Annotated in this window: 14 protein-coding genes; 12 read left to right on the top strand and 2 right to left on the bottom strand. The window is 61.6% G+C overall.

Annotation, left to right across the window (positions count from 1 at the left end):
• Window positions 1-8: 8 nt before the first annotated feature.
• From PYR65_RS14260 to PYR65_RS14235, 6 genes are all read left to right on the top strand, one after another.
• On the top strand, window positions 9-650 hold the full coding sequence (locus tag PYR65_RS14260) for an SGNH/GDSL hydrolase family protein (protein WP_060638316.1): 642 nt from the start codon (window positions 9-11) through the stop codon (window positions 648-650).
• Window positions 651-1,232, top strand: a complete 582-nt coding sequence (locus PYR65_RS14255; RefSeq protein WP_276118471.1) for a GNAT family N-acetyltransferase — start codon at window positions 651-653, stop codon at window positions 1,230-1,232.
• A gap of 19 nt (window positions 1,233-1,251) precedes the next feature.
• Entirely contained in the window at window positions 1,252-2,697 is a 1,446-nt protein-coding gene (lpdA, locus tag PYR65_RS14250; protein ID WP_060638314.1) for a dihydrolipoyl dehydrogenase, read from the top strand.
• Between the two features lie 92 nt (window positions 2,698-2,789).
• Window positions 2,790-3,767, top strand: coding sequence for a lipoyl synthase (lipA, locus tag PYR65_RS14245; RefSeq protein ID WP_060638406.1), 978 nt, complete (start codon window positions 2,790-2,792; stop codon window positions 3,765-3,767).
• Window positions 3,768-3,933: 166 nt separating this feature from the next.
• Window positions 3,934-4,500, top strand: a complete 567-nt coding sequence (locus PYR65_RS14240) for a P-loop NTPase family protein (protein ID WP_276118470.1) — start codon at window positions 3,934-3,936, stop codon at window positions 4,498-4,500.
• Window positions 4,501-4,684: 184 nt separating this feature from the next.
• Window positions 4,685-5,137 (top strand): type II toxin-antitoxin system RatA family toxin, encoded by a 453-nt coding sequence (locus PYR65_RS14235; protein ID WP_060638405.1) that lies wholly within the window; start codon window positions 4,685-4,687, stop codon window positions 5,135-5,137.
• Window positions 5,138-5,144: 7 nt separating this feature from the next.
• Here the strand turns inward: PYR65_RS14235 and PYR65_RS14230 are convergent, their stop codons facing one another.
• Together PYR65_RS14230 and PYR65_RS14225 are read right to left on the bottom strand one after the other, a co-directional pair.
• A complete protein-coding gene (locus tag PYR65_RS14230) occupies window positions 5,145-5,645 on the bottom strand; it encodes a CinA family protein (protein ID WP_276118469.1) in 501 nt (166 codons plus the stop codon).
• Window positions 5,642-6,856, bottom strand: a complete 1,215-nt coding sequence (locus PYR65_RS14225; RefSeq protein WP_276118468.1) for a bifunctional 2-C-methyl-D-erythritol 4-phosphate cytidylyltransferase/2-C-methyl-D-erythritol 2,4-cyclodiphosphate synthase — start codon at window positions 6,854-6,856, stop codon at window positions 5,642-5,644. Before PYR65_RS14225 ends, PYR65_RS14230 begins: the two co-directional genes overlap by 4 nt.
• A gap of 244 nt (window positions 6,857-7,100) precedes the next feature.
• Between PYR65_RS14225 and dusB the strand changes: the two genes are divergently transcribed.
• From dusB to PYR65_RS14195, 6 genes are all read left to right on the top strand, one after another.
• On the top strand, window positions 7,101-8,126 hold the full coding sequence (gene dusB / locus PYR65_RS14220) for a tRNA dihydrouridine synthase DusB (protein WP_276118467.1): 1,026 nt from the start codon (window positions 7,101-7,103) through the stop codon (window positions 8,124-8,126).
• Window positions 8,123-9,280 (top strand): two-component system sensor histidine kinase NtrB, encoded by a 1,158-nt coding sequence (locus PYR65_RS14215; RefSeq protein ID WP_276118466.1) that lies wholly within the window; start codon window positions 8,123-8,125, stop codon window positions 9,278-9,280. The genes dusB and PYR65_RS14215 overlap by 4 nt, the downstream gene beginning before the upstream one ends.
• Entirely contained in the window at window positions 9,277-10,731 is a 1,455-nt protein-coding gene (ntrC, locus tag PYR65_RS14210) for a nitrogen regulation protein NR(I) (RefSeq protein WP_060638308.1), read from the top strand. Before PYR65_RS14215 ends, ntrC begins: the two co-directional genes overlap by 4 nt.
• 220 nt (window positions 10,732-10,951) lie before the next feature.
• The gene (locus tag PYR65_RS14205; protein ID WP_276118465.1) at window positions 10,952-13,225 is read left to right on the top strand and encodes a sensor histidine kinase NtrY-like; all 2,274 of its coding nucleotides are present in this window, start codon (window positions 10,952-10,954) and stop codon (window positions 13,223-13,225) included.
• Window positions 13,215-14,579 (top strand): nitrogen assimilation response regulator NtrX, encoded by a 1,365-nt coding sequence (ntrX, locus tag PYR65_RS14200; protein WP_276118464.1) that lies wholly within the window; start codon window positions 13,215-13,217, stop codon window positions 14,577-14,579. Before PYR65_RS14205 ends, ntrX begins: the two co-directional genes overlap by 11 nt.
• Before the next feature lie 35 nt (window positions 14,580-14,614).
• Window positions 14,615-15,478, top strand: coding sequence for a D-amino-acid transaminase (locus PYR65_RS14195; protein WP_276118463.1), 864 nt, complete (start codon window positions 14,615-14,617; stop codon window positions 15,476-15,478).
• The last annotated feature ends 73 nt before the right edge of the window (window positions 15,479-15,551 follow it).

The raw sequence follows: 15,551 nt of genomic DNA, 5'->3' as shown, positions 1-15,551 counted from the left end.
GTGCGCATATGAAAACAGTCCTCTGCTACGGTGACAGTCTGACCTGGGGATATGACGCGGAAACAGGCGGCCGGCATGCGTTGGACGACCGGTGGCCAAGTGTGCTGCAGAAGGCGCTGGGCAATGGCGTTCAGGTGATCGCCGAAGGTCTGAACGGCCGCACCACCGCCTATGACGATCATCTGGCCGACTGCGACCGCAATGGCGTGCGCATCCTGCCAACCGTCCTGCAGACACATGCGCCGGTCGATCTGGTGATCTTCCTGCTCGGCTCCAACGATATGAAGCCGGTGGTGCACGGAACCGCCTTTGGCGCCACGAAGGGCATCGAGAGGCTGGTCAAGCTCGTCTGGCATCACAGCTGGCCGGGCGTGCAGGCCGAAGCGCCGGAAATCCTGATCGTGGCACCGCCGGCCATCAGCGAAACCGCGAATGCGAATTTTGCGGCCATGTTTGCCGGCGCTGTCGAGCAGTCGTCGATGATGGCATCGCTTTATGCCGATCTTGCCGATGAACTCGGCTGCGGTTTCTTCGATGCGGGTTCGGTGGCACGCACGACGCCGCTCGACGGCGTGCATCTGGATACGGACAATACGCGCGCCATCGGACGCGGCCTCGAGCCGATGGTCCGGATGATGCTCGGGCTCTGAATGACGGCGTCTGTCTATCTGCGGGCAGCGGAGCGGCGGGATGCAGCGGATCTGGCCATTCTGGTCGATATCGCCTCCCATGGTTTTGCCACCTGGCTCTGGCATGGGGCGGTCATGCGGGGATTGAAGGATACCGCCATGGAGCAGGGGCGGTCGCGGATGCGGATGGACGGCGAGCCCGGCGCCTGGAAAGATGCGACGCTGGCAGAATGGGACGGCGAGATTGCCGGTGTGTCGATCGGCTACGAACTGGACAGAAGCGTGCGCGATATCGCAGCACCTCATCCGGCGATCAGGCCGCTGCTCGACCTGCAGGTCGAGGTGATCGGCAGCCGGTTCATCGACAGTCTCGGTGTCTACCGGCACCATCGTGGCAAGGGTATCGGGCGGGCATTGCTTGCCCATGAAATCGACAGGGCTCAAGGGCGGCAGGTCAGCCTGATCACCGAAAGCCACAATGATACGGCGCTGGCGCTCTATGCGGCCAACGGATTTGCGGAGAAGGCGCGGCTTGAGGCCGTGCCGCTCTTTGAAGATAGCAAAAGGCATGAATGGGTCCTCTTGGCCCGGAACATGACCTAAGGAAGAGGCAGGAAACAGAATGGCAAATTCCTACGACGTCATCGTGATCGGTTCCGGCCCCGGCGGCTATATCGCGGCCATCCGCGCGGCACAGCTGGGGCTGAAGGTTGCTGTGGTCGAGCGCGAGCATCTGGCCGGCATCTGCTCCAACTGGGGCTGCATCCCGACCAAGGCGCTGCTGCGCTCCGCCGAAGTGCTGCATCTCGCCGAGCATGCGAAGAATTACGGACTGACGCTCGAAGGCAAGATTTCGCCGGACTTGGCAGCGATCGTCAAGCGGTCGCGTGGCATCGCCGAGCGCATGAATGGCGGCGTCGCCTTCCTGATGAAGAAGAACAAGGTCGATATCATCTGGGGCGAGGCCAAGCTGACCAAGCCCAACGAGATCGTCGTTGCCAAGACCACCAAGGCGATCGTCCAGCCGCAGGGGCCGATCCCGAAGAACACGCTGGGCGAGGGCACCTATACCGCCAAGCACATCATCGTCGCCACCGGCGCCCGTCCGCGCGCGCTGCCGGGCATCGAGCCGGATGGCAAGCTGATCTGGACCTATTTCGAGGCGATGAAGCCGGAAGAAATGCCGAAATCGCTGCTGGTCATGGGCTCCGGCGCCATCGGCATCGAGTTCGCCTCGTTCTACCGCACCATGGGCGTCGATGTGACCGTCGTCGAGCTGATGAGCCAGGTCATGCCGGTCGAAGACGCGGAGATCTCCGCCTTCGCCAAGAAGCAGTTCGACAAACAGGGCATGAAGATCATCCTCGACGCCAAGGTGACGAAGGTTGAAAAGGCTGCCAACTCCGTGACCGCCCATGTCGAGAAGAAGGACGGCTCGGTCGAGAAGATCACCGCCGACCGGATGATTTCGGCTGTCGGCGTTCAGGGCAATATCGAAAATCTCGGCCTGGAGGCGCTCGGCGTCAAGACCGACCGCGGCTGCATCGTCATCGATGGCTACGGCAAGACCAACGTGCCGGGCGTCTACGCGATCGGCGACGTTGCCGGCCCGCCCATGCTGGCCCACAAGGCCGAGCATGAGGCTGTCATCTGCGTCGAAAAGATCGCCGGCCTGCCCAATGTGCATCCGATGGACAAGCTGAAGATCCCGGGCTGCACCTATTGCAACCCGCAGGTTGCCTCCGTCGGCTTGACGGAAGCCAAGGCCAAGGCCGAAGGCCGCGATATCCGCGTCGGCCGCTTTCCCTTCGTGGCCAACGGCAAGGCGATTGCGCTCGGCGAAGACCAGGGCCTGGTCAAGACCATCTTCGACAAGAAGACCGGCGAACTGCTCGGCGCGCATCTGGTCGGCGCCGAAGTCACCGAACTGATTCAGGGTTTCGTTGTCGCCATGAACCTCGAAACCACCGAGGAAGACCTGATGCACACGATCTTCCCGCATCCGACGATTTCCGAAACGCTGAAGGAAAGCGTACTCGATGCCTATGGGCGTGCGCTGAACGCTTGATTGTGTTAGGGCTCGCCTCCATCTGAAGAGGCGGGCCGATCTATCCGGCCCCGACGGGCGCGCGTCGCGCTTGAAGCAAAATTGGAAGCATGATGGTCACGATCCTCGACCGCACCACTCTTGATCCCGATGCCCGGCGCATCCGCCACCCGGAAAAGGCCCACAAGCCCGACACCGAGATGCTGCGCAAGCCGGAATGGATCAGGGTTCGCGCACCGACGTCGAAGGGCTATGCCGAAACCAAGTCGATCGTGAAGGAGCACAAGCTCGTCACGGTCTGCGAAGAGGCGGGCTGCCCGAATATCGGCGAATGCTGGGACAAGAAGCACGCGACCTTCATGATCATGGGCGAGATCTGTACCCGCGCCTGTGCCTTCTGCAATGTCTCGACAGGCAAGCCGAACGCGCTGGATATGGCCGAACCGGAAAACGTCGCCAAGGCCGTCAAGCAGATGGGCCTCAGCCACGTCGTCATCACCTCGGTTGACCGCGACGATCTGGCCGATGGCGGCGCCGAACATTTCGAAAAGGTGATCTGGGCCATCCGCGCCGCATCGCCACTGACGACCATCGAAATCCTGACGCCGGACTTCCTGAAGAAGCCCGGCGCGCTGGAACGCGTCGTTGCCGCCAAGCCCGACGTCTTCAATCACAATATGGAAACGGTTCCGGGCAATTATCTGACCGTGCGCCCCGGTGCGCGCTACTTCCACTCGATCCGGCTTTTACAGCGCGTCAAGGAACTCGATCCGACGATGTTCACCAAGTCCGGTATCATGGTCGGCCTGGGCGAAGAGCGAAACGAAGTGCTGCAGCTGATGGACGATCTGCGCACCGCCGATGTCGATTTCCTCACCATCGGCCAGTACCTGCAGCCGACCCGCAAGCATCATCAGGTGATGAGCTTCGTGACGCCGGAGGAGTTCAAGTCCTACGAGACCGTGGCCTATACCAAGGGCTTCCTGATGGTCGCCTCCAGCCCGCTCACCCGCTCGTCGCACCATGCCGGCGACGATTTCGCGCGGCTGAAAGCCAACCGCGAAAAGAAGCTGGCGGCAGTGGCCGGATAATCATCCGGCGGTTGCCAATCTGCATTTGACCTCTATGGTGCGCGGCTCACACGTCTGGAGCCGTCATGCCGCCCCGTTACGATCGACCGGCCTGCCATGCCGGTCCTGACGCTGAAGCGCTGCTGCGAGATCGGCGCGTTGATCGAATGCGTGCAGGAAACCATCCATGTCGAACAGGCTGTTGAATATCGAGGAGACGGCGCAGGTGCTGAAACGTGCCGATCGTATTCTCGTGATCGGCTGCTCCGGCAGCGGCAAGAGCACGTTGGCGCAAACCCTTTCGGCCATGTTTGGGTTGCCTTATGTGTCGATGGACCGCGACGTGTTCTGGATGCCGGGCTGGACGCAGCGGCCAAGGGCAGAAGCGCTGGCCATCGTCGAGCAGAGGGTTGCCCAGCCGCGATGGATCATGGACGGGACGAGCCCCGGAACCTTGCCGCTGCGCCTGCCGCGCACCGATCTTGTCCTGTGGATGCGGCCGCGCCGCCATGTTTCACTTTATGGCGTCATCAGCCGCTGGCTACGGTTTCGAGGCCGGACGCGTCCGGAGATGGCGAGGGATTGCCCCGAGCGGCTGACATTCGAATTCCTGTCCTATGTCTGGGGTTTCGAAAAAACCGAAAGCCCGGAGATCGAGCAGAAACTGGCGGATTACGGTCCCGGCGTGCCGGTGCACATCCTCCGCTCGCACAGCCATACGCGCGACCTGCTGTCCCACCTTCGCCGCCCCTGACGCCGCAGCCGCCTCGATCCGTTCTCGGATGGGGGCAGTCGAGGCGAACATCGCCGCACGGGGCGTCATACGCACCTGTCGTAACGTCAGTCACACCATCGGCTTTGCCTGACGTCACGTTATGCTTCTGGCTGCGGCGGCGAGACATCTTGTTTTTCCCGGCATCATTGAATATCTGAACGCCATGCCACAATTTGAGACCCGCCGGCCCGTCAAGCATTCCCCCGACCAGATGTTCGACCTGATCGCCGATGTTGAAAAATATCCGCAATTCCTGCCGCTGTGCGAGGCGCTGACCGTGCGTTCGCGCAAGGAGCGTGATGGCAAGGAACTGCTCGTCGCCGATATGACCGTGGGTTACAAGGCGATCCGCGAGACGTTTACGACGCAGGTCCTGCTCAACAAGGCGGACCGGGTGATCGACGTCAAATATATCGACGGACCGTTCAAATATCTCGACAATCGCTGGAGTTTCGAAGCGTTGGGCGAGGGCGGCTGCTCCGTCAATTTCTTCATCGACTACGAATTCAAGAGCCGCATTCTCGGAGCCGTCATGGGCTCGATGTTCGACCGGGCATTCCGGATGTTTTCAGAAGCCTTCGAAAAGCGCGCCGACGCGATCTACGCGGCGGCTTAGGCAGAGATCAGCGCTCAGCCGCCTCGTCGAGCATGTCGAGCGCGGTGCGCACGGTTGCCATCCTGACCGCATCGCGGCCGATATCGCCATAGCGCATTTCGCGGTGAAGAATGTTGCCCCCCCGGCTGGCTGCGGCCAGATGCACCAGCCCGACCGGCTTTTCGGCTGAGCCACCGCCCGGACCGGCAACGCCGGTCACCGCAACCGCCAGATCCGCTTTCGAATGACTGAGCGCGCCGCGCACCATTTCAATCGCCGTCTGGCGCGAGACGGCGCCATGCGTTTCAAGCGTTGCATTCGCGACGCCAAGCATCTGGATCTTGGCGTCGTTGGAATAGGTGACGAAGCCGCGATCGACCACGGACGAGGATCCCGGAATTTCCGTGAGCACGCCGGCGATTAGACCGCCGGTGCAGGATTCGGCGGTGGCGACCATCAGGCCGCGTTTAGAAAAGGCTGAAATCAACAGGCCTGCCCTGGCTTCGATGCCGTCTGGCCATGCGCTCATTTGATCTCTCCTGAATAGACGACCGTAGCCGTGGCGATGGCGGCAATGCCCTCCCGGCGGCCGATGAAGCCGATCTTTTCATTGGTCGTTGCCTTGACCGAGCAGCGATCCAGCGAAATGCCGAGCATATTGGCAAGATTTTCGCGCATGGCCTGCCGGTGCGGGCCGATCTTCGGGGCTTCGGCAATCAGCGACACATCGGCATTCATGATGGTGCCGCCGTTATCGCGGACGATCTTCGCTGCATGCTCGAGAAAGATGCGCGAGGCTGCACCCTTCCACTGCGGATCGGATGGCGAAAAATGATCGCCGATATCGCCGGCGCCGCAGGTGGCAAGCAGGGCGTCGGTCAGGGCATGCAGGGCGACGTCGGCGTCGGAATGTCCAAGCAGCGTCTGGTCGTGCGGCATGAAAATGCCGCAGAGCGTTACGCCGTCGCCATCGATCAGCTGATGCACGTCGTAGCCATTGCCGGTGCGCACATCCGGAAGCGCGTTCCGGGTCAGTTTTTCGTCGGCCATGGCAATATCCCGTTTGATCGTCAGTTTCACATTATCAACCAAACCTTCGATCAGCGTCACGGGCATTCCGGCCCATTCGGCGATCGAGGCATCGTCGGTAAAATCGGCGCGGCCGGAGGCTGCGGCATTCGCGTGGGCGTCAAGGATCGGTGCGAAGCGAAAGCATTGCGGCGTCTGGGCGCCGTAGAGACCTGCCCGTGGGACCGTCTCCAGCACCTTGCCATCAGCAGATCCACGCTTCAACGTGTCGGCGACGGCAATGGCGGGCAGCAGCGCATCGGCGCCGTCTTTCAACGCTGCGGCGCAACGGTCAAGCAGGGCGTGGTCGATAAACGGCCGCACGGCATCATGGATCATCACATTGGTGATGCCCGACCCTTCCAGGGCTTTCAGCCCGGCCAGCACCGAAAGCTGCCGTGTCGGTCCGCCATGCACGAACGTGATATCAGGCCCATCGCTGGAAATCAGACCTTTGGCATGCGCAAACAGAGCTTCGTCATCGGGATGGATGACCACGACGATGGTCTTTTCCATCGGCCATGTCGCAAAGACGTCAAGCGTATGGGTGATAACCGGCCGTCCGCCGATGGCGCGATATTGCTTGGGGCCATCCTGCAGTGCGCCTGCGCGCTCACCCCGCCCGGCAGCGACAATGACGACACCACAGGAAAACTGTTCTTTTGCGCGCATCTTCTATATGGGTTCCTGCAAATAGGTCGTCGCTCCGGCCCGCTAACGCTATACGGACAGGTCTCCCGTTCCAGTTTTCGTCAAACACCAGGCGCATGCCGGTCCGGCATGCGGTGTTTCAAATCATCGCCGTGATTTACCGCGAAGGGGTCGGCTTTACCAGTTGTCCCGGGAATTTTGTCGGCGCGCTCTGAAATCGCTTGGCAAGCCCGTCAAGTATGTCTAAAAATAGTGCAGAATACATATGTGCCCGAAAGATAATCACTTGCAGATACCGGATTTGTCATCCCCGTTCCGGGTTGGCCGGCTCTCCTTTAGGAACCGCGTCGTGCTCGCGCCGATGTCGGGCGTGACGGATTTGCCCTTCCGGCAATTGGCCTGGCGGTTTGGCGCCGGCCTCGTCGTGACCGAAATGGTAGCAAGCCGCGAACTGGTCGGCAATGCCTCCGAGAGCTGGTCGCGGCTGAAGAGTTCCGGCATCGATCCGCATATGGTCCAGCTGGCCGGACGCGAAGCCTATTGGATGGGTGAGGCGGCAAGGATTGCTGCAGATAACGGTGCCGATATCATCGATATCAATATGGGCTGCCCGGCCAAGAAGGTGACGGGCGGCTATTCCGGCTCGGCGCTGATGCGCGATCCCGATCACGCCCTGTCGCTGATCGAGGCGACCGTGAAGGCGGTTGACGTGCCGGTAACGCTGAAAATGCGGCTTGGCTGGGACGAAAACTCCATCAATGCGCCCCTGATCGCCAGGCGGGCACAGGAGGCCGGCGTGCAGATGATCACCATCCACGGCCGCACCCGCATGCAGTTCTACAACGGCACCGCCGATTGGGATGCGATCCGCGCCGTTCGTGACGTGATCTCCGTGCCGCTGGTTGCCAATGGCGATGTCGCAACGCGCGAAGATGCCAACGAAATCCTGCGTCGCTCTGGCGCGGACGCGGTCATGATCGGGCGCTCGAGCCAGGGGCGGCCCTGGCATGCCGGCGTGCTGGCAGGTAGGGCTGACCATCCCGATGCGGCGGGGATCGCCGATATCGTCGCCGAGCACTACGGCATGATGCTTGAATTCTACGGAGCCGATATCGGCCTGCGCCATGCGCGAAAACATCTCGGCTGGTATCTCAGCCGGTTTGCGCCGCAACTTGCAGCGCAGGACAAAGCGGCGATCATGACCTCCACGGAGCCCGCCACCGCCCTGTCGGGTGCTGTGGCCGCCATTGCGGCCGGGACTGGCCTTGGCGAACAGAAGGATGCGGCATGACCGAGAAAATAGGCGACGAGGAACGCAGGGCGGTCAATTCGCTGCCGATGGCCGTTCTCAACGCCATCCAGAACCCGGTGATTCTCGTTGATGAAAAGGGTCTGGTTGCCTTTGCCAACTGGGAAGCGGAGGCGTTTTTCGGGGCCAGCGCCAATTATCTCGCCCGCCACGACATCAGCGCCTTCATTCCGTTCGGCAGTCCGCTCCTGACGCTGATCGAGCAGGTCCGCGAACGGCGTGCGGCCGTCAACGAATACCGGGTCGATCTGAGCTCGCCGCGGCTCGGCGCCGACAAGCTTGTCGATCTCTATGTGGCGCCCGTCCTGTCGGAGCCGGGCTCGGTCGTGATCGTCTTCCAGGAACGGTCGATGGCCGACAAGATCGACCGGCAGCTGACCCACCGGGCTGCGGCCCGCTCGGTGACGGGACTGGCGTCGATGCTCGCGCATGAGATCAAGAACCCGCTATCGGGTATCCGTGGTGCAGCCCAGCTGCTCGAAACCTCCGTCAACGACGAAGACCGGGCGCTGACAAGGCTGATCTGCGACGAGACAGACCGGATCGTATCGCTGGTCGATCGCATGGAAGTGTTCTCCGACGAGCGGCCTGTCGACCGTCATCCGGTCAACATCCATTCGGTGCTCGATCATGTGAAGGCCATCGCCAAGGCCGGCTTTGCCCGCAAGATCCGCATCACCGAGAATTACGATCCGTCGCTGCCGCCCGTCTATGCCAACCGCGACCAGTTGATCCAGGTCTTCCTCAACCTGATCAAGAACGCGGCGGAAGCGGTTGCCGACAAGCCGGACGGCGAGATCATGTTGACGACGGCCTACCGGCCGGGTATCCGCCTGTCTGTTGCCGGAACGCGGGAAAAGATTTCGCTGCCGCTGGAATTCTGCGTCCATGACAACGGTCCGGGCGTACCTTCCGATCTGGTGCCGCATCTGTTCGATCCGTTCATCACCACCAAGACCAACGGCTCCGGCCTCGGCCTTGCCCTTGTCGCCAAGATCATTGGCGGCCATGGGGGCATCGTCGAGTGCGACAGCCAGTCGAGCCGCACGACATTTCGCGTTCTAATGCCCGCTTCAAAGGGCCCGACGGCCGAAGACAGCGAGCCTCTGACCATCATAAAAGGACAATCCCGATGACTGGCGCCACCATCCTCGTTGCTGACGACGACGCAGCCATCCGTACCGTTCTCAACCAGGCGCTCAGCCGCGCCGGTTACGACGTTCGCATCACTTCGAACGCAGCGACGCTGTGGCGGTGGATTTCGGCAGGCGATGGCGATCTCGTCGTCACCGACGTCGTCATGCCCGACGAAAACGCCTTCGATCTTCTGCCGCGCATCAAGAAGGCACGGCCGGACCTGCCGGTTCTGGTGATGAGCGCCCAGAACACCTTCATGACGGCGATCAAGGCCTCGGAAAAGGGCGCTTACGACTATCTGCCGAAACCCTTCGATCTGACGGAACTGATTGCCATCATCGGCCGCGCCCTGGCGGAGCCCAAGCGCAAGCCCCAAAAACTGGAGGACGATCCGCAGGACGGCATGCCGCTGGTCGGCCGCTCGGCCGCCATGCAGGAAATCTACCGGGTGTTGGCGCGCCTGATGCAGACCGACCTGACGCTGATGATCACCGGCGAATCCGGCACCGGCAAGGAACTGGTCGCCAAGGCGCTGCACGATTACGGCAAGCGCCGCAACGGCCCCTTCGTCGCGATCAACATGGCGGCGATCCCGCGCGACCTGATCGAATCCGAGCTGTTCGGCCACGAGAAGGGCGCCTTTACCGGTGCACAGAACCGCTCGACCGGCCGCTTCGAGCAGGCCGAGGGGGGCACGCTGTTTCTCGATGAGATCGGCGATATGCCGATGGATGCGCAGACGCGCCTGCTGCGCGTTCTGCAGCAGGGCGAATATACCACCGTCGGCGGCCGCACGCCGATCCGCTCGGACGTCCGCATCGTTGCCGCGACCAACAAGGACCTCAAGCAGTCGATCAACCAGGGCCTGTTCCGCGAGGATCTCTATTACCGCCTGAACGTCGTGCCGCTGCGGTTGCCGCCGCTGCGCGACCGCGCCGAGGATATTCCCGATCTCGTGCGCCATTTCGTCCAGCAGGCCGAAAAGGAAGGGCTCGACGTCAAGCGCTTTGACCAGGAGGCGCTGGAACTGATGAAGGCGCATCCGTGGCCCGGCAATGTCCGCGAACTCGAAAATGTCGTGCGCCGCCTGACAGCTCTCTACCCGCAGGACGTCATCACCCGCGAGATCATTGAAACCGAGCTGCGCTCCGACATTCCCGACAGCCCGATCGAAAAGACGTCGAGCCGTTCGGGCTCGATGTCGATTTCGCAGGCCGTGGAAGAGAACATGCGGCAATATTTCGCCGGTTTCGGCGAGGGTCTGCCGCCCGCCGGCCTTTACGACCGGGTTCTGGCCGAAATGGAATATCCACTCATCCTGGCTGCCCTGACGGCAACACGGGGCAACCAGATCAAGGCGGCCGACCTGCTTGGCCTGAACCGCAACACTCTGCGCAAGAAGATCCGCGAACTGGGTGTTTCCGTTTACCGTAGCTCGCGCAGCGCCTGATCCGACAGAAATAACCGTTGCATTTTCGCCACAATATGTTGCTTAGAAAGCACACGGGTGGGGATCGATTCTCTGGAGCACTCATCCGTTGGATCGGACTGCGGTTCGGCACAGTGCCGGTCGATCCGATCCTGTGCGGTCATCGTCTTGGCCACCGACCATGTCAATGCCCGCCGCCGTGCACTTTGCCCGGTGACGCCGGGCCGGGGATGCATTGCTGATGGCCGAAGGGCTTGTTCTGCCACTGGCGAAAGACGACGTTGCCGTAATCGGTCATGACCGGCGCGCTTCCTTCGCGCTGCCGGGCCTGTTGCTGGCGACCGGTGCGCTGATCTGCGCGATCGTATCACTGCTTGTTCTGCTTGGTCTTACGCCGATCAAGCCTGAGACGAACATCATCATCGGTTCCGCCTCGATCAACGCGCTGTTCGTGCTCGGCCTGTTGTTTCTGATCGGCCGCGAGATCCTGCGCCTGTTAAAGGCGCGAAGCCGCGGCAGGGCGGCTGCCCGGCTGCATGTGCGCATCGTGGCGCTGTTTTCGATCGTTGCGATCACGCCTGCCATCCTGGTGGCGATTTTTGCTAGCATCACGCTGGATGTTGGCCTCGATCGCTGGTTTTCGCTGCGCACGCAATCGATCGTCAGCTCATCGCTCGAAGTGGCACAGGCCTATGTGCTGGAAAACGCGAGCTATCTGCAGGGCCAGACGGTCTCGATGGCCAATGACCTCGAGCGCAACCGCCAGCTCTACAGCCTCGACCGGACCGGCTTCGTAGAGTTGATGACACGCCAAGCGCGGGGACGCGGCATGCTCGGCGCGTTTATGGTGCGCGCGGACGGAACGCCGATCCTGCAGGCGAATATCCCGACCGAGCGGCCGCTGCCGGCCATTCCGAGAGACGCGTTGCTCAGCACCGTCTCCGGCCAGCCCACACTCATTCCCCCTGGCGTGACCAATCTCGTCGGCGTAATCATCCCGATCGACAATATCGAGGGTGCCTATCTCTACACGGTGCGCAGCGTTGATCCGAAGGTCATGCGCTCAATGCGGCTGATGGAGGAAAATACCGCCGAATACAAGAACCTGGAGGCGGGCCGTACATCGTTGCAGGTCGCGTTCGGGGTGCTTTATCTCGGTTTCGCGCTGATCGTGCTCCTGGCGGCGATCTGGACTGCGATCGCGGTCGCCGACCGGATCGTGCGGCCGATCCGCCTGTTGATCGGCGCGGCCGACAGCGTGGCGAGCGGCAATCTGAATGTCATCGTGCCCGTGCATGCGGTGGATGGCGATGTCGGCAGCCTGTCGCGTACCTTCAACAAGATGATTGCCGAAATCCGCACGCAGCGCGACCAGATCATCGAGGCGAAGGATGAGATGGACGACCGGCGCCGGTTCATCGAGGCGGTGCTCTCGGGTGTGACGGCGGCCGTGATCGGCGTCGAGGACGACCGGCGCATCACCATCGCCAATCCCTCGTCCGAGCATTTCCTGTCGCGCACTACGCTGGAACTGGTCGGCGAAAAGCTGGAAGACGTGGCGCCGGAAATCGAACAGGTGCTCAATGAGGCCGCCAGCCGCCATCGCAACGACTACCGCAAGCAGATCAACATCATGCGCGGCGGCACCGAGCGGACGCTGAATGTTCAGGTGACGCGCGAGGAATCGCACGACGCCAAGGATTCCTACGTCATCACCGTCGATGACATTACCGACCTCGTCATCGCGCAACGCTCGACGGCCTGGGCCGATGTGGCGCGCCGCATCGCTCATGAAATCAAGAACCCGCTGACGCCGATCCAGCTGTCGGCCGAGCGGCTGAAGCGGCGCTATGGCAAGCAGATCAATCAGGACGACCGCGCGGTGTTCGACCAGTGCACCGATACGATCGTGCGTCAGGTCGAAGATATCGGCCGCATGGTCGATGAATTCTCCGGCTTTGCCCGCATGCCCAAGCCGACCAAGGAAAAGGCCGATCTGCGCAATATCCTCAAGGATGCGATCTTCCTGCGCGAAATGGGCAATACCCATGTGACCTTCATCCGCGATCTCGGCGAGGAGCCGCTCGACGGCACCTTCGACAGCCGCATGCTGGGCCAAGCCTTCGGCAATATCATCAAGAATGCCGTCGAGGCGATCGAAGCGCTGCCGGCGGACGCCGTGCGCGGGGACCGCAAGGTCATGGTGCGGTCGCGGTTGAATGAAACCAGTGGCCAGTTTGTCATCGATATCATCGACAACGGCCGCGGACTTCCGACCGAAAATCGCCATCGCATTCTCGAGCCCTATATGACAATGCGCGAAAAAGGCACCGGCCTTGGCCTCGCGATCGTCAAGAAGATCATCGAGGACCATGGCGGACAATTGGAACTGCATGATGCTCCCGCCGATTTCGACCGGGGTCACGGGGCCATGATTCGCATTATCTTGCCGCCCGCCGGACACGGCAGCGGCACTGAAGACAGACAAGACAAGGATACTTCCTATGGCGGCTGACATTCTGGTTGTGGACGACGAAGAAGACATTCGCGAAATCGTCTCCGGCATCCTGTCCGACGAGGGGCACGAGACCCGCACCGCGTTCGACAGCGACAGCGCGCTTGCCGCCATCAGCGACCGCGTTCCGCGTCTGGTCTTTCTGGACATCTGGATGCAGGGCAGTAGGCTCGATGGCCTGGCATTGCTCGACGAGATCAAGAGCCGCTTTCCGGACCTGCCTGTCGTGATGATTTCGGGCCATGGCAATATCGAGACCGCCGTTTCGGCGATTCGCCGCGGCGCCTACGACTTTATCGAAAAGCCGTTCAAGGCAGACCGTTTGATCCTGATTGCGGAACGGGCGCTGGAAAACTCCAAGCTGAAGAAGGAAGTCTCCGAGCTGAAGAAGCGCTCCGGCGATCCCGTCGAGCTGATCGGAACCTCGGTTGCCGTGTCGCAATTGCGCCAGACCATCGAAAAAGTCGCACCGACCAACAGCCGCATCATGATCCATGGCCCGTCCGGCTCCGGCAAGGAACTGGTTGCCCGGATGATCCACCGGAAGTCCTCGCGGGCAGGCGGTCCCTTCGTGGCGCTGAATGCGGCGGCGATCACGCCCGACCGCATGGAGATGGCGCTGTTCGGCACGGAAGGCACGCCCGGCCAGCCGCGCAAGACCGGCGCGCTTGAGGAAGCCCATGGCGGCATTCTCTATCTGGATGAGGTCGGCGAAATGCCGCGCGAAACGCAGAACAAGATCCTGCGCGTGCTGGTCGATCAGCAGTTCGAGCGGGTCGGCGGCTCCAAGCGCGTCAAGGTCGATGTCCGTATCATCTCCTCGACCGCCTATAATCTCGAAAGCCAGATCGCCGAAGGCGCGTTTCGCGAGGACCTCTATCACCGGCTGGCCGTCATCCCCGTGCGTGTCCCGCCCTTGGCGGAACGGCGCGAGGACATTCCGTTTCTGGTCGATATGTTCATGCGCCAGATCAGCGAGCAGGCAGGTATCCGCACCCGCAAGATCGGTGATGACGCGCTCGCCGTGCTGCAATCGCATGACTGGCCGGGCAATATCCGGCAGTTGCGCAACAATATCGAACGCTTGATGATCCTGGCCCGCAGCGATGGTCCAGATACCGCGATATCAGCCGATATGCTGCCAAGCGAAGTGGGCGACAGCCTTCCGAAGATTTCCGCCCAGGGCGATCACCACATCATGACGCTGCCGCTGCGCGAAGCGCGCGAAATGTTCGAGCGAGATTATCTGATTGCGCAGATCAACCGTTTCGGCGGCAATATTTCGCGCACGGCAGAGTTTGTCGGCATGGAGCGCTCGGCGCTGCACCGAAAGCTGAAGTCGCTCGGCGTCTGAAATTCAGGGTTCCATCGTTCCAGGACAGGTCATCCATGTCGCGCATTGCCTATGTCAACGGCGCCTATCAGCGCCACTCCGAAGCCGCCGTTCATATCGAGGATCGCGGCTTCCAGTTCGCCGACGGCGTCTATGAGGTCTGCGAGATCCGCCATGGCTTCATTATCGACCTGACACGGCATCTCGACCGGCTGGACCGCTCGCTGAGCGAGTTGCGCATGGCCTGGCCGATGACGCGGGCAGCGCTCATTCACGTCATTCGCGAGGTGGCCCGACGCAACCGGGTGAAGAACGGCCTGTTCTATCTGCAGGTGACGCGCGGTGCCGCGCGCCGCGATCATGTCTTTCCCGCTGCCGATACGCCATCGACCATTGTGGTGACGGCCAAGCGGACTGATGCTTCGGTAATTGCCAAGAAGAACGCGGCCGGAATCAGCACGATTACGGTTCTTGAAAACCGCTGGGACCGCGTCGATATCAAGTCGGTGGGATTGCTGCCGAATGTGCTGGCAAGGCAGGCCGCCAAGGAGGAGGGCGCCCAGGAGGCTATTTTTGTCGATGCCGACGGCACGGTGAAAGAGGGCGCGGCAACCAATGTCTGGATCGTTGATAAGGCCGGCCGGCTGCGGACCCGCCACGCCGATCACGGCATCCTGCGCGGTATCACCCGCACGACCCTGAAGGACGTTACCGGGGCGCTTGGCCTTGAGATCGTCGAGCAGGCTTTTTCGCTGGAGGAGATGCTGGAAGCACGCGAGGTTTTCATCACTGCCGCCACAAGTATCTGTTTTCCGGTCGTTGCGGTTAACGGTAAAACCATCGCCAACGGGCATCCCGGCAGCGTGTCACAGAAAATTCGTGAAGCCTTTTTCGACATTGCGGAAAAGACCGCGATTTGATACCAAATCCGGGGGGACGCTTTAAAGACAGGTTTTTTCCAGCGTTCGGGGCTATTCAGATTGTATAATCAAC

Origin of the sequence: Pararhizobium qamdonense, assembly GCF_029277445.1 — a bacterium.
GTDB classification, from domain to species: domain Bacteria; phylum Pseudomonadota; class Alphaproteobacteria; order Rhizobiales; family Rhizobiaceae; genus Pararhizobium; species Pararhizobium qamdonense.
This window is presented reverse-complemented; position numbering and strand designations above follow the sequence as displayed.